Genomic DNA, 23,351 nt, shown 5'->3' on the forward strand with positions numbered 1-23,351 from the left:
CACCCGTCGTTTCGCGCATTATGCGCCGCAACAGAATTCGATGCAGGAAATTCCCATGAAGCCGATCTTCGTCCAGCTCCAATGCGCCCCCGGCAAGACCTACGAGGTCGCCGACGCCATCTACAAGACCGAACGCGTCTCGGAGCTCTATTCGACCAGCGGCGATTACGACCTGTTGCTCAAGGTCTATATCCAGGAAGGCGAGGATATCGGGAAATTCGTTAACGATCAGATCGCCAGTATTCCCGGCATCGTCCGCTCGCTGACGACGCTGACCTTCCGCGCATTCTGAGACCGGGTCACGGTCGGTTAACTCTTCCCAAAAGCAAATCCCCCAAGGCGCGGACATTTAACGCAGCCTTAACGCAGCCCGTTGCCATGTGGCATCGATGAAAGCCGTGATCCGTTCATCGCGGCCGAAGGAATGACACATGTCCGCCGCCGAACTCTATTCCCATGACGTCGAACCGGTCGCCGCCACCGCGCCGCTGATCGTTCACGTCATCCGCCAATTCCTGCCCAATCGCGGCGGCCTAGAGGACGTGGTCGCCAATCTCGCGCGCCAGACGCTGAAGCGCGGCTACCGCGTCCGCGTCGTCACGCTCGACAGTCTGTTTACCGCCCGCGACAAGAAGCTGCCGGCGCGCGAGACCATCGACGGCATCGACATCGTCCGCATCCCCTGGTCGGGCAGCACGCGCTATCCGCTCGCGCCAGAAGTCTTCCGCCATCTCGGCGATGCCGACCTGATCCATGTGCACGCGATCGACTTCTTCTTCGATGCGCTTGCCTGGGGCCGGCTGCTGCATCGCAAGCCGATGGTGGTCACCACCCATGGCGGCTTCTTCCACACGACGAAATTCGCGGCCATCAAGAAGGTCTGGTTCCAGACCATCACCCGCGTCTCGGCCATGGCCTACAAGCGGGTCATCGGCTGCAGCATGTCCGATCTCGCGCAATTTTCGAAAATCGCGCCGAGCCGCAGCATCGTCATCGAAAACGGCGCCGACATCGGCAAATTCGCCGACCGCGCATCCCGCGCGCCTAAGCGCCGGATCGTCACGATCGGCCGGTTCTCGGTCAACAAGCGTCTCGACAGGCTGATCGACGCGGTGGCAGCGCTGAGGGTCTTCAATCCCGATTGGCATCTCGATATCGCCGGCGTCGAATCCGATCTGACCCGACAGGACCTGATCGCCCAGATCGACCGGCTGAAGCTCAACGACGCCGTCACCATCCATGTCGGCGCCGACAACGACGCCGTCGGCCGGATCATCGCCGACGCCTCGATCTTCGCCTCCGCCTCATCCTATGAAGGTTTTGGGCTTGTGGCGCTGGAAGCGATGAGCGCCGGCCTCCTTCCGGTGCTCAACACCAACGAGGCCTACAGGACACTCGGCGAGCGCCACAAGGACATTGTACTCGCAGACTTCGCCGATACGGCCGCCGCAGCCCTCGCGCTGGAAACGGCGTTCGAGCGCTTGCAAACACAGGGGCCGGCGGTGCGAGCCGCCCTTCTGTCCGATGCCTCGGCCTATTCCTGGGATGTCGTCGCGGAACGCTACATCGGCGTCTACAAAGAGCTCATCGCCGGCTAATAAAAACCGGCGCAATCACCCTCATAGTTTGAAAAATCTACCAGACCCAAAGCGGACAGGCGTACGCCTGTGCCCGCTCAGGCCTTCGCCAGCCGCGCGATCTCGGCGAACACCGTCCGGCGCGATTCCGGTGGTGTCAGATTGTGATCGGCATCCGGCAGCATCACCAGGCGGACGTTCGGATGGCGCTCGAACTTGCGGCCGCCGGGGCCGAAGTGGAAGTACATGTGCTCCAGCCCGACATCGCCTTCGCTATAGATCAACGTCAGCGGTACCTTGCGCTTGCCGACGGTGACGAAGGATTTCTTCACCTCGCTTGCCGTATGCCTGCGGCTCGGCAGATATTCGAGCAGCGGCGCGATGCGCACCGACATGCGGCGTGAGAAGGCGATGATGACATTGCGCGTCGCCGCCAGCACGTCGATATCGCCCTTCATGAGACGCTTGACCGTGGCGAAGCTGGAGAGCCGCTGGCCGTAATCCTCGAAGCTGCGGGGCACCGAAACGACATGCTTGCGCTCGACCGGCTGGTTCGGATCCCAGTAATAAACGAAGGGATTGATCGAAACGGCAGCCTTCACTCTGACGTCGTCGACGGCGGAGCGGATGGCGACATAGCCGCCGCTGCAGCGCCCGGCCACCATCAGCGGCCCCGGCACCATGCCCTCTAGCAGATCGAGTGCGGCCTGCGCATCGGCGTTCTGGGTAGCCGAATAGAGGATCTGATCCGGTGCATCCGGACGCGGCGGGCTGTCCCCGACATTGGCGGAATCGAAGCGGATCGAGGCGACGCCCTCGCGGGCAAGTCCCCGGGCCATGTCGGTGATCGCCCGACCCCAGCCGGACTGGCGGTCATAGGCGGTCGACAGGAACACCACGCTGTTGCCGCGCGGCCGTCCGACCGGACGCGTGACGACGCCGACCAGATGGTTGAACGCGCCGAAACGAACCGGCACTTCCTCGAAGCCATCGCCTGCCAGCGACTGGGTGTCGACCGAGGTGGCCGAAGGCACGGCGGCCGGATCGACCGACGTATGCTCGTCCACCCATTGCGCCAGCGTCTCGACGACCTCCATTGGCGTGCGCGAGAAGACCGGGTCGGAGATCAGCCTGTCATAGCCCTTGAACGCCTGCTGCTCGACCGTCGCGCCGAGCGCGGTCAGATTGTCGGCAAGCGTCGTGTCGTCGGCGCGCTCCGGGCGCTCCAGAATGAGGTAGCGCTGTGCTGCCAGCGTTTCCGGCGCGGCGATGCGGACCTTCGACAGTTCCGCGGCGATCCCATCGGGCATCTGCAGCCCGGCGATCATGTGCTTGCCCTCGGGAATGGCATCCTCGCCCAATCCCAGGTGATGATTGATGAACGTCGCCCATGCGCGAAGCTCGCGCAGATAGGCACGGCCATTGACGACGGGACCGAGCAGGGCAATGACATCGACGCCTTCGATCGACGGCGCGGTTCTCTGCGCCAGTGCCGCACCGAGCCCCTGCGCGACGATGATGATGCGGCTGCAGCCGCTCAGATGCTTCAGCCGCTCGGCGGCGTCGCGGATCGCGTCTTCCCAGATCTTGAGGCCGACAGTGTCGTCGACATCGAGCGCATCGCCGGCGCCGGGATAATCGAAGCGCAGGCTGGGCACGCCGAGGCCCGCGAAATGCTCCGCCGTGACGCGGAAGAACCGCCGGCTGCACATTTCCTCAAGCCCCCAGGGATTGACGAAGAGCACGGCCGTGGAGCGCTTTGCAACGCCTGCGTTCTCCGGCTTGAAAAGGCCGATCGTGCCATCGAAGGCAAAGGGCAGCGCGGCCTCGTTGCCGGCGCCCTCGGCAAGACCGGTCTCGACGGTGATCTCGATCGCCTCTTCCGCTTCCGCCCCCTTGGCGCTCGCTGGCGCGATAAAGGCGACTGCCTTGCGGGCGGACTTTCCTACCGAGCCGGGCAATTTTTCAACGATCGACAACATAACATCGGCATCCTCTCGCGGAATTGCCTTTAAAAGCTTGAGCGCAACAATATAGCCAGCGCCCCCAAGAACGACTGCGAGAAGAAGTCCAATAGAACCATTGATATAGTGTAAAATTCCGAGGGCTATAATTGCGCACAGAACCGACGCGGCAAGCGTCTTGAGCAGATTTACGTAAAGACCAGAGAGCTGAGAGCCGAAACCGGTCTGTCGCACCATGATAATACACATGATCGTGAACACGCCGATGCGCACCATCGCGGCGCCCTCGGCGGCGAAGAACGGAACGACCGCAAGGCAGCCGAGCGTCATCACGGCGGCGCCGACGAGGCTGACCTTCAACCGATCGCGGGCGCGGTCCATCGAGAGAAGGTAGAGGCTGAGCGTCTGCATGAAGGTGTAGGACGGGGCCGCAAGCGCCAGCAGCGCCACGACGGTTCCGCTGCGCGCGAATGCCTCGCCGAACACCGCGCGCACCAACTCGCTCGATATGGCGGCAAGCCCGAAGCTCATCGGCAGGATGATATAGGCCATGCTGCGGGTAACGGCTGCGAACACCTCGACCGGCAGGGTGCGGTCGTCGCTCGAGTGGCGCCGCTCGGAATAATAGGGGAGCAGGCTGCCCGTCATCTGGATCGGCAGTTGCAGCGCGATGTTGGCGACGGACAGGCCGACGGCATAGAAGCCGACCATCTCGACCGACCAGAACTGCTGCAGGAACAAGAGCTCCAGCCTGTTGAGGAAGATGGAATCGATCAGGAACTGCGCCGAGAGCACGATGGACGAGGCCGCCAGATATTTGAGCGGAACCCCGCAGCGATCGCGCGGCGTCATCAGGATCGGGATGGTGGCGATGAAGAACACCATCTGCCCAAGCAGATAGCCAACCAGCACGCCCTCGACCCCATAAAGCACGGCGCCGGCGCCGACACCGATCAGCTGCAGCAGGCACACACCCATGGCGAGCTTGAAGAAATCGGTCAGCCGGCGCTCACCGATGAGGTAGAATTTGACGAAGGATCCGATCGCCTGCACGAAGAACAGCGCGCCTGTCACATAGGCGACCGAGGGGGCGGTTTTCGCCCAATGCATCTGCTCCGACGTCAGGAAGAACAGCGCGTAGAGGCCGAGCAGAAACAGCGTCGAGCACAGCATGACGGTGACGAGCAGCGAGGCGAAGCCCAGCCGCCGGCGCGCGTCAAAACCTTCCGCCTGCAGCTGCGGCAGCGTCTTCGACATGGTGATGCTGGAGCCAAGCTCGGCGATCGACGCGCCGGTGACGACGAGCCAGAGCGAGAAGGCGACGATGCCGTTCGCTTCCGGCCCGAGCAGCCGGGCGGTGATGATGGAAGACAGGAATCCCGTTACCAGGAGCAGCATTCCCGCCGCCCCGTTCATCACAGAATTCGCGATAATTCCCTTAGACATACCGTATCCGCTTTAGGCCGTTCGAAGGGCCTATTTTAGTAAGAAAGTCTTTCGAAATTGATTGCGCCTCATCTTTTGCGACGAGAGCCTCTAGAACGAAAAGGAGCGCACGCCGCCCGGTGTCAGCACCTCGCCGGTCGGGCGATCATCCGCCCCTCGCCCGGAAAGCGGGCGCAGCAGAACGCGCTTGGCGGCCCCGGGCGCCAGATGGAACCAGTCATCGTCGGGCCGGAAACCATCGACGCTGAAATGCACCGACTGCGCCAGTTTGTCGGTCGCCAGATCCGCGAACCACGCGCCGCCGTCCTCGACCAGCGACACCTGGATCTCGGCATCGTGCACGGCCTTCGAGCGCCCCTGCGGGAAATGGAAGGCATCCGCCACCACCGCGCCACCCTCGGGAAGCCTGAGCCGCGCCACCGTGACGTCATGCGCAGGCGGCCCGAAGCGAAAAGCATATGTCGTGTCGAAGAAGGCGCCGAACAGATCGGTCGCCGCGAAGGTCTCCGTGCTGCGTGGCGCAAGTGTCAGGATGCGTCCGCCGCTCGCCACGTTCTGCCGGCCGTTTCTGAAGCAGATGACCTCGAGATCGAGTTGCAGGCTGTGCTCGGTCTCGTTGATCACATGCACGTCGAGGCCATTGGTTCCCTCGTCGGTCACCAGCACCTGAACCGGCCGGAAGGCGCGGCGCAGCGCGTACCAGATGGGCTTCGGCGCACCGGTTGAATCGATCACGCCCCACCCGGCGCCGGGCAGCAGATCCTGAAGCGTCCAGACCAGCGCGCCATTGCAGCCCGAGCCCTTGCGCCGCCATTCCGCAAAAGTCTCCTCCGCCACCTCACCGGTGACGGCGCGCGACAGGTCGAGATAGAGATCGCGGTTTTCGCGGCGCAGGCGCGCGGGATCGACGTCGTAGAGATGGCCGAGATAGAAATCGCGCACATCCTCGAAATCCCAGGAAGCGCCGCGATCCCTTGGCACACGCGATTTCCATAGCGGGCTGTGCACCGGCGGGACGTCGAGATGCCGCTGCAGCGTCTTTTGCTGCGGCACATTGGCGAAGGCGAGGCTCTCCGCCGCGAAGCGCACATTCGCACGCCTAGCATCATCGAGCGGCCGCATATAGGCGCCGACGCCGTAATAATGCGTCACGCCGGCATTCGGCGAAAACGGCATGGCGCCGCCGGATGGCGAATTGGGAACGTAGGGGATTTCGGGGCAGAGCCGCGCCGCGATCGCCGGAATGATCTCGTCGGTGATCGGGCCGGACCAGAATTCCGGCGGCAGGCCAAGCATCGCCGCCTGCTGATAAATCTCGCTGCCACCGCAGAGCACCGTAAGCGACGGCGAACCCTGCACGCCGTGCAGGAACTCCTCGACCTCGGCATGCAGATGCGCGGTAAAGGCCTTGTCGTTCTTCGGATAGTCGAAATTGGCGAACATGAAGTCCTGCCAGACCATCAGCCCGAGCTCGTCGCAGAGCTGGAAGAACTCCGGCGTCTCGTAGGCCATGGTGCCGCCGATGCGGATCATGTTCATGCCGGCCTCGGCCGCCAGCCGCAGGAACGGCTCATAATCCGCCCGCGCGCCGGGGAGCTTCACGATATCGGCGGTGGTCCAGACCGCACCGCGGCAGAACACCCGCTCGCCATTGATAAGAAGCGCGAAGTCGCTGCCGTCAGTGCCGCGATCGGCCACGACGCTTCGGAACCCGGTCTTGCCCAGCGGATGCTCGATACCATCGATGACGACCGCGTAATCATAGAGACGCGGCGTCCCATGGGTGTGAGGCCACCAGGGCTCCACGTCCTTCAGCCTCAGAATGGCCGAGTAGTGCCGCTCGCCGACCTTTTCGAACGCCTGTTCGATGCCGCCGCAGCGTAGCGACAATTCGGGTGCCTCTGCGTCGGTGCGGAGCGACACGCTGAGCTTGCCCGAAGCATCCGGCTCCAGCACCGCCCGCACACTGACATCATCCAGCGACACCACATCGCGGCGCACCAGCGTGACCGGCCGCCAAGGGCCGGCGGCGTGGATCTCAGGGCACCAGCCGGGCATGCGGCCAAGCAGCGTGGTGCGTACATTCTTCAAGCCCTGCGGCGTGATCATCTGCGGCCGCCAGCGGGCGCGCGGGCCATTGTCGGCGATGCGAGGCGCAAGCGCGCGGAAGCAGAGCGCCAGCTCGTCGCCGCCTGACAGCGTCACCGGCACCTCGTGCATGGTGAACATGCTCTCGGACGAGAGGATTTCCTGGCCGTTCAGAAACACATGGCAGAGCGTCGCCAGCCCGTCGAAGCGCAGGATGGCGTCACCCGGCGCGGCGTCGAACAGGCGGCAGACATACCAGGCGTCCCTGTTGTCGAGCGGCACTGGATTTTCGCGATCGAACAAGCCCGCTCTTTCCAGCGCAGCAGCGACCGTGCCCGGCACTTCGGCGGGGATGAACTGGGCGGAAAGCGGCAGGTCGTGCGGATTGGCGCAGGCGCCGGGTTCCGTCAGAACCAGGTTCCACCCCTCGCTAAGCGCGATCTCCTCCGCCGCGATGCTCGCCAGTCTCCCACGCATGATCAGGCCTCCGGCTTCAAAGACGTTTCGTGAGCGAAGCCATCATCGAATCCCACGCATCGGCCGCCGGATCAAGCGCGGTCGCTAGCGGCTCGAACTTCTTGCGCGTGACGGCGCGCGCCAGCTGGAACTGCACGGATTTCGCGGCCTCCGACAGCCTGCGCGCATGCTCGGCGGCCTCGCCGAACTCGGCCTCCGAGTGCCAGACCAGATGATCGGCCAAGAGTTCGAAGTTGGCGCCGAACTGGCGCAACGTGTTGAAGGCGTATTTGTGGAAGAAGCCGAAAGGACGCTCGGCCACCGCCTCGACCTGCTCAGGAAAGACCGATGCGAAGGCACGGATCGGGTTTTCACCCGGGCGGCGCGCGAAATGCGAGGACAGCAGCGCGCGCGAGACGCCGCGCGTCGCCTGCGGATCGACAGGCACGTCGGGGAACTTGGCGAACTCGGTATAGGGCAGGAACTGCGGATCCTCGTCGCGAAGATCAAGCTGGAACAGCCCGTCGAAATCCTCGCCCTCGAGCGAAAAGAAGCCGCCATTGTGGAAATAGTCGACACGCTTGTTCGCGACATCCAGCCGGTTGATCGCAACCGTCGTCTTGCCGTGCTCCTGCCGGTAGGCGGTGCCCTGCGTGTCGGGCATGTAGAAGCTGTCCATCTCGATCAGGCAGAGACGTCCGCGCGCAATCTGCGTGGCGACATGCCGCTCGACCTTGTCGAAGATCGCAAGCTCGGTGACCCTGATACCGTAGAGCGCTTCCAAATCCTCGAGCGGCACCTTGAAGAAGGTAAACTGGTCACCCTCGAAATCCTGGCCGAGCGTGAAGCCCAGCATCGCCTCGGGCGCGAGCCCAAGTGTGCTGAGCACCTCGATCCAGAGGTCGATATAGCAATTGGTCTCCGGCCACATGCGCTCCATGGAATGCAGCGCATGCGGGCAATAGCTGTCCGGGCTGATCCCCGGGAAGACGGATGCCATCGTTCCCCTTAGCCCCAGAGCGCCTGGCGCACGGAGGCCGGCCACAGCTTGACGTCGAGGCCATGGTTATGGAACAGCGCCAGCGCGATGCGCTCCAGCCCGAAGCCGACGCAGGCCGTAAACGCGACGCTGCCGTCATCGAGGTTGAGGCCCCACTTCTGGCCGAAGGAATCCTGATGGAAGTTGAAGCTCATGCAGGCCGTCGGATTGGCCGTCGAGGTGATCGGGATCAGGAGCTCGAACTTCAGGTTCTGGTCACGCTGGTTGTTGACCATCATCTTGCCGGCGCGGCCGAAGAATGGATCGTTGGCGACATCGATGGTGACGTCGAGACCGACGAGCTTCATCATCTCCAGGCCGCGATCCATCCACTTCTGGCGGAAATCGGTGACGTGCAGCTCGGTGCCCATGCAGACATATTCGCGCATGCGGAACAGCTGCTGGCGGGCCGGATCGCGCGACGGCTCATGACGGAAGCAATAGGACTGCAGGTCGAACAGCGCACCGTCCTTCGGCAGGTTGCCGCGGCGGGCAACCGTCGGGTAGAGCGGATAGCACGCGGCCGGCGTCAGCACGATTTCGGTGGCTTCCTGGCCCTTGGTCCAGTCGTCGCCCACTTCCATGCACTGCAACAGGTTCATGTGGTCGAGCTCGTTGCCGCAGAAGCTGTGCACCGTGCCGGCCAGCTGCGGGAAGCTCTTCATGTAACCGCTCTTTTCGAAGATCTCGCGGTTCATGCCCGGCGGAAAGCGCATCGCTTCCGCGCCGTCCTCGCCGCCGAAGCGATCGATCAGGCGTTCGAAGGCGGCGATCACGTCCTCGAACTGGCCGCTGCGGCCATAGAGGCCATCGACGCCCATGTCGATCAGAAGGCCGGATTCAAAGAGCCGGTCCAGAAAGGAGGTCTGCATATCCATGTGAGTCACCCCAGTAGGCTAGTGTCCTGCTTGTGGACAAGGAGCATGCTCGACGTGTTGCCAAGGATGCGGTCGTTGGAAATCATCAATTGAGCGGAATGCGCGTCGCGAAGATGGCGGCCGAGGCTAAACGGCGTGCCGTTCTTGTAGCCCATGATGCCGCAGATCAGCATGGCGTGGTTGACGATCTCGAGGATCGTCTCAGAAGATGCGATCTTGACGTTGTTCATCGCCACGGCAAACGCCATGGACGACAGCTTGTCGGGATCGGCCTTGGCATCTTCGTAAGCCTTCAGGCCCGCGACGACGTTGGACTTCACCATCTGCAACAGGTTCGACACTTCGGCGAGACGCAGCGCACCCGGGGGCGGCGCACCCGGCGACTTGCGGGCGGCGGCGCGCACGAAAGCCTGGGCGCGGGAGAATGCATCGATAGCGATGCCGTACCACACGCCGCTCCAGAGCAGGTGCGAGGAGGCCAGCATCGACTGCGCGGCGATCTCGGCGAAAGGCTTCGGCAGGATCTGGCTCGCCGGTGCTTCACCCTTGAACAGGAAGCCGTCGGAGCAGGTGCCGCGCATGCCGAGCGTGTTCCAGGCATGCGTCTTTTCGAGCGTGTACTGATCCTTGAGAAACGCCGTCAGAACCTGATCGGAAGGCGCGGCATCGGCATGGGCGCGCGAGGTAATCAGGATCGCATCGGCGTGAGCGCCGTAGGAGATGACCGTCGCATCCTTTTCGAGACGGCAAACACCACCCTCGACATGGATGGCGCAAATGCTGTTGCGCAGATTGCCGCCGATGCCGCCTTCGGTCGTCGCCGATCCGATCAACAGCTGTTCGGCAGCGATGCGGCGCATGAAATCGGCGTGCCACGCGCTATCCGCCCCATGCTCGACGAGGCTGGAAAGCTTGATGTGGTGCATGGCGAAAACCATGGCGCTGGCGGCGCAGGCCTGGCCAAGCATCGAGCAGAGCTCGGCGATCTCGGTCGTGGTGGCGCTTTCGCCACCGAGGCTGCGTGGAATCTGGATGCTGAGCAGGCGCTCCGCCTTCATTGCATCCACGGCTTCCTGAGGAAACCGGCCTTCAAAATCGACGGCGTCCGCGAATTTCGCCGCAATAGCGGCAACGCGGGCAGCCCTTGCTGCAAAACTGTCTTCCGTGATTTTGACCGGGAAGTTCATCAGGCGACCTTCCGGCTATCCTTGATCAGATCAACGGTCCGGGCGATGGCCGAGATGCTGGCGAAGGACTTGCGATTGAGGAGATTGTCCGGGAACTCGATATCGAAGGCGTCCTCGATGCCGAGCATGAGCTGAACCGATGCGAAGGAGGTGAGCCCCGCCGCGTACAGATCGGCATCGTCAGCCACGGTGTCGATGGCCACAGGCAGCTTGCCGAATTTCGCAAGCAGTTCGCGGATCGTCGTATTCATCCTCACATCTCCAAGCTGTCATAACCCGAGCGGGCGCTCATCGCCCTGTCATGGAGGTGCTTTTAAGGAGGAAAAACCAATATTCCGCTAAGGCATGTGGTTAAATCTGGCCCTGACGAAAAGCTAAGAATTTAGCGTCTTCGGCTGATCAGTAGAGATAAAGCAAATCGGATCATTGCTTTGCGGGAAAAGCTTAAACAACGCTTTGCTCAAGCACGGATGACCGCAAGTGCTGAAATGAAACGAAGAACGGAACAGTTAACTGCCACGCGGCGGGTAGATATGCTCTTGTCCGTTGTAGTCGGAAACCGAATAGCAACCCTCCGCGTTTCTGCGGATCGAGTTTTGGCCGATATCGGCTTTGCCATATCCTCCTGGAATATCCAGAATATAGGTCGGCTGGCACAATCCAGAGATGCGACCGCGGAGCGATGCGACGATCGCCTGCCCCTCTTCCACCGAAAGCCGGAAATGGCTGGTGCCGGGCGCGAGATCAGGGTGATGCAGATAATAGGGTTTCACCCGCGTCTCGACGAAGGCCTTCATCAGCTCCGCCAGAACATCGGGATCGTCGTTGACGCCCTTGAGCAGCACCGACTGGCTGACCATGACGATGCCGGCGTCTATGAGCTGGGCGCAGGCGGCGCGCGCCTCGGTTGTCAGCTCGCGCGGATGGTTGGCATGCAGCGCGACATAGGTGGTCTTGCCGCTCGCCTTCAACGCCTCGATCAACGCCGCGTCGATCCTCTCCGGATCGACGACAGGCACGCGGCTATGAAAGCGCACGATCTTGACGTGATCGATATCGGCGAGCTGTTCGAGAATATCCCGGAGCCGCCGGGGCGACAGCACCAGCGGATCGCCGCCTGTCAAGATGACCTCCCAGATCCCGTCATGGCCTCTGATATAATCGAAGGCGGCCGTCATCGCGGCCGGATCGAGCGTCCCCAACCCCTGCGGCCCCACCATCTCGCGCCGGAAACAGAAGCGGCAATAGACGGGACAGACATGCACCGCCTTCAGAAGCACGCGATCGGGATAGCGATGAACGATGCCCTCAACCGGGCTATGGGCGTGATCGCCGATCGGATCGGCCCGCTCCTCCGGCGTCATCACCAGCTCGGCGGCATCGGGCACGAACTGGCGCGCGATCGGATCTTCGGGATCGTCATGGTCGATCAGCCGCGCCATGTCAGGCGTGACCGCGATCGCATAGCGCACCGCGACCTCGTCCAGCGCCTCGCGGTCGCGATCGGCGATGAGCCCGGCATTGGCGAGCTCTTCCACCGTCTTGATCGGCCGGGTGATCGTCACTGCCCGTACTCCGCCACCGGCGCCCACAGCACCTGATCGATCCGACGCGCGCCTGTCGCCAGCATCACCAGCCGGTCGAAGCCGAGCGCTATGCCGCTGGCGTCGGGCATGATCGCCAACGCGTCCAGCAGATCATCGTCGATCGGATAGGTCTCGCCGTAGATGCGCTTTTTCTCCGCCATCTCGATCTCGAAGCGGCGGCGCTGCTCGATGGGATCGGTCAGCTCGCCGAAACCGTTCGCCAGTTCGACACCGCAGGCATAAACCTCGAAGCGCTCGGCCACACGGGGGTCGGCAGCCGACGGTCGCGCGAGTGCTGCTTCGCAGACCGGATACTCATCGAGGATCGTCACACGCCCCATGCCAAGATGCGGCTCGACCTTCTCGACCAAAACCCGACTGAAGAGATCGGCCCACTGATCGTCCTCTGCAACGCGCATGCCGTTGCGCCGCATCTCGGCCGCCAGATGCTCACGGTCCGTCGAGCCATTGGCGCTGACGGAGGCCAGAAGATCGATATCGGCATGACGGCGGAACGCCTCGGCGACGCTCATGCGCTCCGGCCCGGCGAAGGGGTCGCAGCTCGCCTCGCGGTAGCTGAGCATTGTCGTCTGCATCGTCTCGGCCGCAAGTGCGATGATGCGCACGCAGTCCATCATCAGGCTCTCATAGCTCTCGCCGGTGCGATACCATTCAAGCATGGTGAACTCGGGATGATGCAGCGGCCCGCGCTCGCGGTTGCGATAGACATGCGCGAAGCAGGCGATGCGCTCCTCGCCGGCCGCAAGCAGCTTCTTGCAGGCGAACTCGGGCGAAGTATGCAGATAAAAAGGCGCCGCCTGCCCATCCGTGGTCAGCGCCTCGGTGGCAAACGCATGCAGATGCGCCTCGTTTCCAGGCGACACCTGCAGCGTGGCCGTATCCACCTCGATGAAGTCCTCTCGAGCGAAATAGCCGCGCAGAGCCGCCTGAATCCGATTGCGTCCGATCAGGAACGGCCGGCGGTCGGCATGCACACTGGGCGTCCACCAGGGCGACGCTTTGGCGATCGAGGGTTTCATCGAATGCTGTCCTGACCGGATCAACCAACGCAAGGGCTGGCTATTTGCCGGATTTTAGGTTAGTTGCGCCCCCAAAGAACACCTGATTGCGTCTCCGGGGCCATTTCGACAGTCCTCTACGACGCCAAAAGCCGAGTTACAAGGAACTCTTATGGTCAAGGTCATCGCCTCTTCCGTCCGCAAGGGCAACGTCCTCGATGTGGACGGCAAGCTCTACGTCGTTCTGACGGCCAACAACTTCCACCCGGGCAAGGGCACGCCGGTCACCCAGGTCGACATGCGCCGCATCGTCGACGGCGTGAAGGTCTCCGAGCGCTGGCGCACGACCGAGCAGGTCGAGCGCGCTTTCGTTGAAGACGTCAACCACCAGTTCCTCTACGAGGACGGCGAAGGCTTCCACTTCATGAATCCGGAGAATTACGACCAGATCGTCGTCGATAACGAAACCATGGGCGACCAGAAGGCCTACCTTCAGGAAGGCATGGTCTGCATCCTGTCCATGCACGAAGGTGTAGCGCTCGCCCTGCAGCTGCCACGTCACGTGACGCTCGAGATCACCGAGACCGAGCCGGTCGTCAAGGGCCAGACGGCATCGTCGTCCTACAAGCCGGCTATCCTCTCCAACGGTGTCCGCACTTCGGTTCCCCCGCACATCGACGCCGGCACCCGCGTCGTCATCGCGACCGAAGACAACTCCTACGTCGAGCGCGCCAAGAACTAATCCGGCGCCGGACTGAAGATTCAAAGGCCGTATCGCCCCGCGATGCGGCCTTTTTCTTTGGCGGTTTTCCCCGACTGCAAGACAACAAAAAAGGCGCCGGGAAACCGACGCCTTTTCTTATCCGTAGACCTGATCGCTCAGGCCAAAGCCTTTAGCGCGGGCAACGCGCTTCGTAGCGGCGGCCGTAGCGGTCGCGGTAGACGCAGTAGCCGCGGCGTTCGACCGACTGGCCGATGAGCGCGCCGGCGAGACCACCGGCAACTGCGCCAACGGCGGCGCCACCCCAGCTGTGGCTGACCGCGCCGCCGATGACAGCGCCGGTGCCGGCGCCGATCGCGGTGCCTTGTTCCGTGGCCGTGCAGGATGCGAGCGCGCCGACCAGGGCGCCGATGAGTACAATCTTCTTCATCATGATGACATTTCTCCCAGGTTTTTCGGGCGCTTAGATACGGCCCATGAGTACAAGAATGATAATAATGACGAGAACTAGGCCCAAACCGCCAGAAGGTCCATAGCCCCAGCTGCGACTATAGCCCCAATTCGGCAGAGCTCCGAGCAAAAGCAGAATAAGGATAATGAGTAGTATGGTTCCAAGCATATCCCGTGACCTCAGCGCATTTCGAGTTTGAATGAGCGAGAAACACGTAAGCCGGCTTTTGGTTCCGCCGATTTTTTCCAACAGGACAATATTTTTCAGCAGGTAAGCCGAAGTCACCTGGCATGCTCGCGCTGACGCATAGCAGGCGCGGCGCAAGAAGCGCACTTGCGCCTATGGTTAAAATTTCCATAAAATACAATAGGTTGTCGTGAACAAACCGGGAAGTCGGCAAAGTCGCTGATTCGTCTGCCCTTTGTTCCGGATTTGATCGAGCCTGCTTCGAAACGGATTTTTTACATTTCGGGCGGAACCGAAGTCACCGCTGCACGTCCCTTCCTTATCCGCCAAACAAAAATCGCGACACACGCCAAACGAGAATCTTCCGATTCAGCATCTGGTGGGAAAAATTGATTCAAAATCGATACTTAGCAGTGAACAAACCCTGAATCATCAGGAGTCAGCGATTCGTCTCCGATTCGTTCTACTGCTGTTCCGAATCGTTATGCGAGCATTCCACAAGCTATTCGCGAGAGCTAAAATCCGCCGGTGAAATTGAAATCAGCCCTTGCGTTTGCGCCAGCGGCTGTCCATTTGTTTGTCTGCTTCGGATCAGGAGCTTGGTTTTACCCCCGGGGCACCCCCGCCCCGTCTGCAGGACAAAGACACTGACATCGCAGCCGATGATACTGAGTGGGCGCGGCGTGACCGCGGTGCTCGGTCCAACCAATACAGGCAAGACCCATTATGCCATCGAGCGGATGGTTGCCCACGGCACCGGCATCATCGGCCTGCCGCTGCGCCTGCTCGCGCGCGAGGTCTATACGCGTGTCTGCGAAAAGGTTGGTGTCCACAACGTCGCTTTGGTGACCGGCGAGGAGAAAATCTCGCCGCCGAATGCGCGCTACTCGGTCTGCACAGTCGAAGCCATGCCACGCGAAACCAAGGCCGCCTTCGTCGCCATCGACGAAGTGCAGCTTGCCGGCGATCTCGAGCGCGGCCACATCTTCACCGACCGGATCCTGCATCTGCGCGGCCGCGACGAGACGCTATTGCTCGGCGCCGGCACCATGCGGCCGATCCTCCAGCATCTGCTTCCCGGCATCACCGTCGTCGAGCGTCCGCGCCTGTCGCACCTGCTCTACGCCGGCCAGAAGAAGATTACGCGCCTGCCGCAGCGCTCCGCCATCGTCGCCTTTTCGGCCGATGAGGTATACGCGATCGCCGAGCTCATCCGACGCCAGCGCGGTGGCGCAGCCGTCGTTCTCGGCGCGCTTAGCCCCCGCACCCGCAACGCCCAGGTGGCGCTCTATCAGGCAGGCGACGTCGAATATCTGGTGGCGACGGACGCGATCGGCATGGGGCTCAACCTCGATGTCGACCATGTCGCCTTCGCTCAGGACCGCAAGTTCGACGGCTACCAGTTCCGCAACCTCAATCCCGCCGAACTCGCCCAGATCGCCGGCCGCGCCGGACGCCATCTGCGCGACGGCACCTTTGGTGTCACGGGCCATGTCGACCCGTTCGACGAGGAGCTGGTCGGCCGCATCGAGGGCCACCACTTCGACAACGTCAAGGTGCTGCAGTGGCGCACCACGGACCTCGATTTCAAGTCGATCCAGACGCTGCGCGCCAGCCTTGAAACCGGGCCGCGCGTGCCCGGTCTGACGCGCGCGCTGCCGGCTGTCGACCAGCAGGCGCTCGAGCAGCTGTCGCGCTATCCCGAGATTCGTGATCTGGCCGATACGCCGGCAAGGGTCGAAAAGCTGTGGGAGGCCTGCGCGCTGCCGGATTATCGGCGCATTACGCCGGCCCAGCACGCTGATCTGATCGCGACCCTCTTTTCCGATCTCGTGCGCTATGGCACGGTAAATGAGAATTTCCTTGCCGAACAAGTGCACCGCGCGGATCGAACTGACGGTGAAATTGACACGCTTTCGGCGCGAATCGCGCAGATAAGGACGTGGACCTATGTATCGAATCGGCCCAGCTGGCTTGCCGATCCGACACACTGGCAGGAAAAGACGCGGGAAATCGAAGATCGATTGTCCGATGCGTTACATGAAAGGTTGACGAAACGCTTTGTTGATCGCAGGACATCTGTGCTCATGAAGCGCCTGAGAGAGAATGCGATGCTGGAAGCTGAAATCAGTGTAAATGGCGATGTCTTCGTAGAAGGACATCATGTAGGGCAGTTGTCGGGTTTCCGGTTCACGCCTGTATCGGGAGCGGATGGTCCGGACGCGAAGGCTGTCCAGGCTGCTTCGCAAAAGGCGCTTGCTTTGGAATTCGAAGCCCGCGCAGCGCGTATTCACGCGTCTGGCAACGGCGATCTGGCGATCGGTTCCGACGGCTCGATCCGTTGGCTCGGCGATCCCGTGGCACGTCTGGCCGGCACCGAGCACATCATGCGTCCGCGCCTGATCCTGCTTGCCGACGAGCAGCTGACCGGCAATGCGCGCGACCACGTCGCCGCCCGCCTGGAACGCTTCGTCAATCACCATATCTCGACCGTGCTGAAGCCGCTCGACGATCTGTCGCGCGCTGAAGACCTGCAGGGCCTCGCCAAGGGTCTCGCATTCCAGCTGGTGGAAAATCTCGGCGTGCTCTTCCGTCGCGACGTGACCGAAGAGGTCAAGTCGCTGGATCAGGACGCGCGCGCCTCGATGCGTCGCTATGGCGTTCGCTTCGGCGCCTACCACATCTTCGTTCCAGCGCTGCTGAAGCCGGCTCCGGCCGAGCTCATCACGCTGCTCTGGGCGCTGAAGAATGACGGTCTCGACAAGCCGGGCTACGGCGACCTGATACCGGTTCTGGCCGCCGGCCGCACCTCTGTCGTCACCGATCCGAGCTATGAGCGCAATTTCTACAAGCTGGCGGGCTTCCGCTTCCTTGGAAAGCGCGCCGTTCGCGTCGATATCCTCGAGCGTCTGGCCGACATCATCCGTCCGCTGCTGCAGTGGAAGCCGGGTCAGCCGAACCGCCCAGAGGGCGCCTATGACGGCCGCCGCTTCACCACGACCACGGCGATGCTCTCCATTCTCGGCGCTACGCTCGAGGACATGGAAGAGATTCTGAAGGGCCTCGGCTACCGCGCCGACGCCGTGAAGGCCGAGGAAGCAGCCACCTATCTGGCAGCACAGGATGCCGCCGCGACGCCGGCCGCAGCAGCTACGACGGAAGCAACCGCTGACGCCGCCGCTGAAACGGCCGAGCACGACGACGCCGACAGCGCCTCTGCTGACGAGACGGCTGCGGAAGCACCGGCCGCCGAAGCCCCTGCTGCCGAAGTGCCCGCCGCTGAAGCACCAGCCGCTGAAGCAACCGCGACCGAAGCCTCTGCCGAAGCTGCGCCCGCAGCGGAAGCGCCGGCTGCCGAAACCGAAGAGCCGAAGCCGGTTCTGCTGTGGCGTCTTGGCGGCCGCACCGACGGCAACCAGCGCCAGGCACGCGGCCATGGCGAGCGCCGTGGCGGCGAACGCCAGGGTGAGCGTCAGGAGCGCGGTGAACGCCAGGGTGAGCGCCAGGATCGTGGCCACGGCCATCGTCGCCAGGGCGGCGAAGGCGAGAACCGTGACGGCAACCGCCAGAACCGCGGCAAGGACGGCGGCAAGCCGCACCAGGGCCGCAACGACCAGCGCGGCGACCGTCAGGACCGTGGCGGCAAGGGTCGCGACGACCGCAACAACAACCGTGGCGGCTCCCAGCCGCTGCGCTTCGAGGCAAAGCCCCCGCGCAAGGAAAAGCCGGTCGATCCGGATTCGCCCTTCGCAAAGCTCGCTGCCTTGAAGGAGCAGATGAAGAAGTAATCGATGAGCGAGAAGACACAGCCATCAAGCGGTTCGCGCCAGCGCATCGACAAGTGGCTGTTCTTCACGCGCATGATCAAATCGCGCTCGCTGGCGCAGGCCCATGTTCAATCCGGGCATGTGCGCATCAACGGCGAGCGCGTTTCCCAGCCAAGCCACCAGATCAAGACCGGCGACAGGATCGAGCTCTCGCTCGACCGCCGCGAGTTCGTTCTGATCGTCAAAGCGGGTGGTGCGCGGCGCGGCCCTTTCGAGGAGGCCCGCCTCCTCTACGACGATATCTCACCTTCCGCGCAAGACCGCAAACAGCTGACACCTTACGAGCAGGCGACCCGCGATACGGGCGCTGGACGCCCGACCAAGAAAGAGCGCCGCGCAATCGACCGCCTGATGTCCGACGACGATTAGAAAATCCGTCTCCAAACTCGGCGCTTTCGCGCTTTCTTTATCCTTGAAATCCGGCACTAAAGCCGATACTTCACAAGCAACTTGCCGGATGGCGTGGCGGTTCCCAAGACTGGTCATGTCCGTCTCCGGCCAGGGGAAAGGCGCGACGTTCCAGGTTGCCCGGCCCCGTCTGCGTGAAAATCCTGGAGTTCTTCATGACCTATGTCGTGACCGACAACTGCATTCGCTGCAAATATACCGATTGCGTTGAAGTCTGCCCCGTTGATTGCTTCTATGAAGGCGAGAATTTCCTCGCGATCAATCCTGACGAATGCATCGACTGCGGCGTCTGCGAGCCGGAATGTCCCGCCGAGGCGATCAAGCCGGACACCGAACCAGGCCTCGACAAGTGGCTGAAGATCAATGCCGAGTTCGCCAGCATCTGGCCCAACATCACCGTCAAGAAGGACGCGATGGATGGCGCCAAGGACGTGGATGGCGAGACCGGAAAGTTCGAGAAATACTTCTCGGAAAAACCCGGCGCCGGCGATTGATCGCCCGTTGATACTATAGTCTGAGACAGGGCCGGAATCTGCCCAATCTCACGGCGGATATGCATGACTTATGGGGGCGACATGTGTTGCCCGCATGACTCATACGCAGTAAATTATTGATTTCCTCATATTTTTGTGGTAACTTTCACACACTGTTCCTTTTGCGGCATCAAGGATGCCCCAAACCACCACGAAAGCAAACAAATCCAAGCGCGATTTCCGTGACATATCATCATCTTGAGCTGTCACGCCCCAAGATTGCGTGTCTGAATATGCTTGCTTCTTCCCGGTGGGACCAGAAGTAAAGTCACCCGACGGATCCGACCGTCTCATCCGGGCCTGACTGACCCGGCTCCGGCTTCGGCCGGAAGCGTAACAGGGAGTTTTTGACAAGAATGACGATCCAGCAGAAAAAGCCTTCAGCAGCCCGCCATGGTTTCAAGACCGGTGAATCGATCGTGTACCCCGCTCATGGCGTCGGTACCATCACCGCTATCGAAGAGCAAGAAGTTGCCGGGATGAAGCTCGAACTTTTCGTAATCGATTTCGAGAAGGACAAGATGCGCCTGAAAGTGCCGGTCGCAAAGGCCATGAGCATTGGCATGCGCAAGCTTTCCGAGACGGATTTCGTCGAGCGTGCTTTGAAGGTCGTGCAGGGCAAGGCGCGCGTCAAGCGCACCATGTGGTCCCGTCGCGCGCAGGAATACGATGCCAAGATCAACTCCGGCGACCTGATCTCGATCGCTGAAGTCGTTCGCGACCTTTATCGTGCCGAAAACCAGCCGGAACAGTCCTATTCCGAACGCCAGCTTTACGAAGCAGCGCTTGACCGCATGGCGCGCGAAATCGCCGCCGTCAACAAGCTCTCGGAAACCGAAGCTGTTCGCCTCGTCGAAACGAACCTGAACAAGGGTCCGAAGCGCGGCAAGGCTGTGGAAGAAGATGAAGCAGAAGAGGAAGAAGCAGCCTGATTTCAGGCTTTCTTCTCACCAAAAAACCCGGCCATCGTGCCGGGTTTTTTTATTGGAACCTTTTCCACAATCGCGCGTTTACAGACTGTCACCACGGACTTCCGGGAGAAAGCAATTTCGCTGGAGGTCCGGTTTTCATGTCAGGATGCGACGAGGAGCGGATCATGCCTTCCACAAATTGCCGGTTTGGCAACGTGAAGAAAACGGTCTGGGCTCGCGGCATAACCAGCACATAGCAGTAACTAGGGCCTCTCTCTGAGACGTCCAGAGTTAGAGGCCTTCATATCTTCCAGCCATGAATTTGATCCGGTCCGCAATGTCCGGAAGCAAGCCTTGTTTGCCCTTTTTCAGGGCTAAAAGTCTGAACTCAGGAGACCGATATGAAGAACATGTCTGCAGACCGGCGCATGATCAAGATCGCCATGGCGGCTCCCTATCTTGCCCGCGAGGAAGAACACGACCTCGCCGTCCGTTGGAAGCACAACGACGACCGCGGGGCACGCAACCAGATCGCAATGGCGCATATGCGCCTCGTCATTTCCATGGCCGCGAAATTCCGCAACTTCGGACTTCCCATGAGCGACCTTGTCCAGGAAGGCTATGTCGGCCTTCTGGAAGCCGCCGCCCGCTTCGAGCCGGAGCGCGATGTCCGCTTCTCCACCTATGCAAGCTGGTGGATCCGTGCCTCGATCCAGGATTACATTCTCCGCAACTGGTCGATCGTGCGCGGCGGCACCAGCTCGGCGCAGAAGGCGCTGTTCTTCAATCTGCGCCGCCTGCGCGCCAAGCTCGCCAAGGGCGACACGCAGCTGACGCTCCAGTCGATCCACCAGGAGATCGCGGCAGCGCTCGGCGTCAGCCTCTCCGACGTTCAGACCATGGATGCGCGCCTTTCCGGCAACGACGCCTCGCTGCAGGCACCATCAGTGTCTGGCGACGCCGACAGCGCCGAGAAGATGGATTTCCTCGTCAGCAACGAGCCTCTGCCCGATGAACAGGTCACCAACATGATCGACGGCGAACGCCGCCGGGTGTGGCTTGCTTCCGCGCTCACGCATCTCAACGAACGCGAGATGAAGATCATCAGCGCCCGCCGCCTTGCCGAAGATGGCGCGACGCTGGAAGAACTTGGCGCCGACCTCGGCATCTCCAAGGAGCGCGTCCGTCAGATCGAAAGCCGCGCCATGGAAAAGCTGCGGACCGCGCTCGTCAGCGCCGATCCGTACATGGCCGCGCACTAACCCCGATTACTCCGAGATTACTCCCCAGTGATGCAACTGGCCCGGCGCAAGCCGGGCCTCTTTTTATTCCGAGATGATTTTGACACGATCGCCGGGCGCCACCGAAGCGCCGGTCGGCAGGGCGTTGATCAGCTTGAACAGGTCGAGCTTGCGATCCGTGCCCATCATCCGCGCCGCAAGCGTGGTGATGTTGTCGCCCGGCTGGACCGTCAGCACGCGCACCCGGAGCGGCTTCAGCGAGGCGGCCTCGGCGGGCGTCATGCGCCGGAAGCTGGAGCGCAGCACATCGGCGGTCGATTGCAGCGCGGTGCTTCCCTTCGGCACGGCCGTGAGGAAGCGGAAGATCTGCGAATTGTTGCGCACCACGGTCACGTCGAAATCCCAGCGGTCGGCGCTGGCGCGCGCGGTGGCGGCCTCCATGCCGTTGACAGTGATCTGCCGGATGGTCGACGGATCGAGCCCGGTGACCCAACCGCTCGAGATATAATTGGTCAGCGACTGGTTCTGGTTGTCGGCCACGCCGTCGAAGCGGATAGCGATGTCGCCGGGACCGGTCGCCATGACCGCCTCGACCTTGTTGTCGATCTTGAAGTCCGGCGGCACGTCGAAGCGGATGCCGAGACCACCATGCAGGAAGGTCTGGCCGCGAACATAGCCCTCTTCGGGGCTGTCGCCGTAGAGCAGGCCATCGATGCCATCGAGATAATATCCGCGCCCGGTATCGCCAACCTTGCCCTCCTGGCCGAAGGCGCGGGCATGATCACGCGCAAGCTCGATGCGCTGCGCCGAATTCGGGTGGCTCGACAGGAAGTCCAGGCTCTGGTCGGCATCGGGATCGACCGACATGAAGCGGCTGTAGCCGGCCATGGAATCGAGGAAGCGGCTGGCCGCATAGGGATCGTAGCCGGCTTCGCCGAGCATGCGCACGCCGATCACGTCGGCCTGCAATTCCTGCTGGCGCGAGAAGGCGGCAAGGCGCAGCTTGCCGCGCGCCAGCGCCTGCTTGCCGGCAATATCGCTCGACAGCACTTCGGCGACGACGCGGCTGGCGATCACTTCCGCCTCTTCGCGCTTCTGCCGCTCGATACCGTGATTGGCGGTGACGTGGCCCATTTCGTGCGACAGCACGGCGGCCACTTCCGACGCATCATTGGCAAGCGCCAGAAGGCCGCGCGTGACATAGAGATAGCCGCCGGGCAGCGCGAACGCGTTGATCGCCGGCGAATTCAGGATGGTGATGCGGTAGGACTGGCTCGGATTTTCCGACACCGCCGTCAGCGCGCCGGCAATGCGCGCCACCAGCCGCTCGGTCTTGGCGTCCTTGTACTCGCCGCCATAGCTGGCCACGATGCGCGGATGCTCGCGCGCGCCCATGGCGGCACGCGGATCGTTCTTCTGCACCTCGTCGACGATCTGCGGATTGGACGAAGGGCCGACACTGGGCTGATAGGATTGTTCCAGCGCCGACTGACAGCCGTAGAGCGCCACGGTGGAGGCGGACAGGATCGACGCCCGTCGCGCCCAGCGGCACGCTGCGAAGAACACATCACTGGAAGGCGCGGGCAGTTTCCACGTCGTCATGCGGTCCAGTCTGGCTCTCCGAGTCATCGCGCTTCTCGGCCGGCTCGCCGTCATGGCGCCCCGGTCGTCTTCATCAAGGTTCAACAGGCGTACGCCCCCGTTTCCGCAGTGCACAATCGAGGGCCCAAGTCTTTGCTTTAGCTGATTTCCGCATCGGTTGCATAGCGAGACTCTGCCTAAATATGGCGGCTTTATACTTTAGCAAGCCTAACGTGGTTAAGGAGTTCTCTG

General features: G+C 62.2%; 19 protein-coding genes. 8 read left to right on the forward strand and 11 right to left on the reverse strand.

Annotated features, from left to right (window positions below; all coding sequences use genetic code 11):
- Positions 1–55 precede the first annotated feature (55 nt).
- A complete protein-coding gene (locus AC1DOG_RS12185) occupies positions 56–292 on the forward strand; it encodes an Lrp/AsnC ligand binding domain-containing protein (protein WP_112425684.1) in 237 nt (78 codons plus the stop codon).
- Between the two features lie 139 nt (positions 293–431).
- A complete protein-coding gene (locus AC1DOG_RS12190) occupies positions 432–1,598 on the forward strand; it encodes a glycosyltransferase family 4 protein (RefSeq protein ID WP_477928294.1) in 1,167 nt (388 codons plus the stop codon).
- A 77-nt stretch (positions 1,599–1,675) separates the two neighbouring features.
- Here the strand turns inward: AC1DOG_RS12190 and AC1DOG_RS12195 are convergent, their stop codons facing one another.
- From AC1DOG_RS12195 to epmA, 8 genes are all read right to left on the reverse strand, one after another.
- Positions 1,676–4,987, reverse strand: a complete 3,312-nt coding sequence (locus AC1DOG_RS12195) for an alpha/beta fold hydrolase (RefSeq protein WP_477928296.1) — start codon at positions 4,985–4,987, stop codon at positions 1,676–1,678.
- A 90-nt stretch (positions 4,988–5,077) separates the two neighbouring features.
- Complete coding sequence (locus AC1DOG_RS12200; protein WP_477928298.1) at positions 5,078–7,552, reverse strand: glycoside hydrolase family 2 protein; 2,475 nt, start codon at positions 7,550–7,552, stop codon at positions 5,078–5,080.
- A gap of 16 nt (positions 7,553–7,568) precedes the next feature.
- Positions 7,569–8,531 carry a DUF1839 family protein gene (locus AC1DOG_RS12205; protein ID WP_477928300.1) on the reverse strand — a complete coding sequence of 321 codons (963 nt, stop codon included), beginning with the start codon at positions 8,529–8,531 and terminating at the stop codon, positions 7,569–7,571.
- An 8-nt stretch (positions 8,532–8,539) separates the two neighbouring features.
- Positions 8,540–9,448, reverse strand: coding sequence for an amino acid--[acyl-carrier-protein] ligase (locus AC1DOG_RS12210; RefSeq protein ID WP_477928302.1), 909 nt, complete (start codon positions 9,446–9,448; stop codon positions 8,540–8,542).
- Between the two features lie 5 nt (positions 9,449–9,453).
- Entirely contained in the window at positions 9,454–10,635 is a 1,182-nt protein-coding gene (locus AC1DOG_RS12215) for an acyl-CoA dehydrogenase family protein (protein ID WP_112982821.1), read from the reverse strand.
- The gene (locus tag AC1DOG_RS12220) at positions 10,635–10,886 is read right to left on the reverse strand and encodes an acyl carrier protein (protein WP_018901875.1); all 252 of its coding nucleotides are present in this window, start codon (positions 10,884–10,886) and stop codon (positions 10,635–10,637) included. The genes AC1DOG_RS12215 and AC1DOG_RS12220 overlap by 1 nt, the downstream gene beginning before the upstream one ends.
- Positions 10,887–11,144: 258 nt before the next feature.
- Complete coding sequence (locus AC1DOG_RS12225; protein WP_477928305.1) at positions 11,145–12,200, reverse strand: lysine-2,3-aminomutase-like protein; 1,056 nt, start codon at positions 12,198–12,200, stop codon at positions 11,145–11,147.
- Positions 12,197–13,261 (reverse strand): EF-P lysine aminoacylase EpmA, encoded by a 1,065-nt coding sequence (epmA, locus tag AC1DOG_RS12230; protein ID WP_477928307.1) that lies wholly within the window; start codon positions 13,259–13,261, stop codon positions 12,197–12,199. The genes AC1DOG_RS12225 and epmA overlap by 4 nt, the downstream gene beginning before the upstream one ends.
- A gap of 151 nt (positions 13,262–13,412) precedes the next feature.
- Between epmA and efp the strand changes: the two genes are divergently transcribed.
- Positions 13,413–13,982, forward strand: coding sequence for an elongation factor P (gene efp / locus AC1DOG_RS12235; RefSeq protein WP_477928309.1), 570 nt, complete (start codon positions 13,413–13,415; stop codon positions 13,980–13,982).
- Positions 13,983–14,133: 151 nt separating this feature from the next.
- Here efp and AC1DOG_RS12240 read toward each other — a convergent pair whose 3' ends face one another.
- Positions 14,134–14,394, reverse strand: coding sequence for a YMGG-like glycine zipper-containing protein (locus tag AC1DOG_RS12240; RefSeq protein ID WP_018901871.1), 261 nt, complete (start codon positions 14,392–14,394; stop codon positions 14,134–14,136).
- 30 nt (positions 14,395–14,424) lie between these two features.
- Positions 14,425–14,580 (reverse strand): DUF3309 family protein, encoded by a 156-nt coding sequence (locus AC1DOG_RS12245; protein ID WP_081619995.1) that lies wholly within the window; start codon positions 14,578–14,580, stop codon positions 14,425–14,427.
- 680 nt (positions 14,581–15,260) lie between these two features.
- Between AC1DOG_RS12245 and AC1DOG_RS12250 the strand changes: the two genes are divergently transcribed.
- The 5 genes from AC1DOG_RS12250 to AC1DOG_RS12270 all read left to right on the forward strand — a co-directional run bounded on the left by AC1DOG_RS12250 (position 15,261) and on the right by AC1DOG_RS12270 (position 21,539).
- On the forward strand, positions 15,261–18,386 hold the full coding sequence (locus AC1DOG_RS12250; protein ID WP_477928311.1) for a helicase-related protein: 3,126 nt from the start codon (positions 15,261–15,263) through the stop codon (positions 18,384–18,386).
- Positions 18,387–18,389: 3 nt separating this feature from the next.
- A complete protein-coding gene (locus tag AC1DOG_RS12255; RefSeq protein WP_477928313.1) occupies positions 18,390–18,794 on the forward strand; it encodes an RNA-binding S4 domain-containing protein in 405 nt (134 codons plus the stop codon).
- 194 nt (positions 18,795–18,988) lie between these two features.
- On the forward strand, positions 18,989–19,327 hold the full coding sequence (gene fdxA, locus AC1DOG_RS12260; RefSeq protein WP_026283614.1) for a ferredoxin FdxA: 339 nt from the start codon (positions 18,989–18,991) through the stop codon (positions 19,325–19,327).
- 395 nt (positions 19,328–19,722) lie between these two features.
- Positions 19,723–20,298 carry a CarD family transcriptional regulator gene (locus AC1DOG_RS12265; protein WP_112425590.1) on the forward strand — a complete coding sequence of 192 codons (576 nt, stop codon included), beginning with the start codon at positions 19,723–19,725 and terminating at the stop codon, positions 20,296–20,298.
- Positions 20,299–20,678: 380 nt separating this feature from the next.
- Positions 20,679–21,539, forward strand: coding sequence for an RNA polymerase factor sigma-32 (locus AC1DOG_RS12270; protein ID WP_018901866.1), 861 nt, complete (start codon positions 20,679–20,681; stop codon positions 21,537–21,539).
- A 63-nt stretch (positions 21,540–21,602) separates the two neighbouring features.
- Here the strand turns inward: AC1DOG_RS12270 and AC1DOG_RS12275 are convergent, their stop codons facing one another.
- The gene (locus AC1DOG_RS12275) at positions 21,603–23,147 is read right to left on the reverse strand and encodes a M48 family metalloprotease (protein WP_112425682.1); all 1,545 of its coding nucleotides are present in this window, start codon (positions 23,145–23,147) and stop codon (positions 21,603–21,605) included.
- Positions 23,148–23,351 lie beyond the last annotated feature (204 nt).

The organism is Rhizobium sp. 01N48 (genome assembly GCF_056399145.1).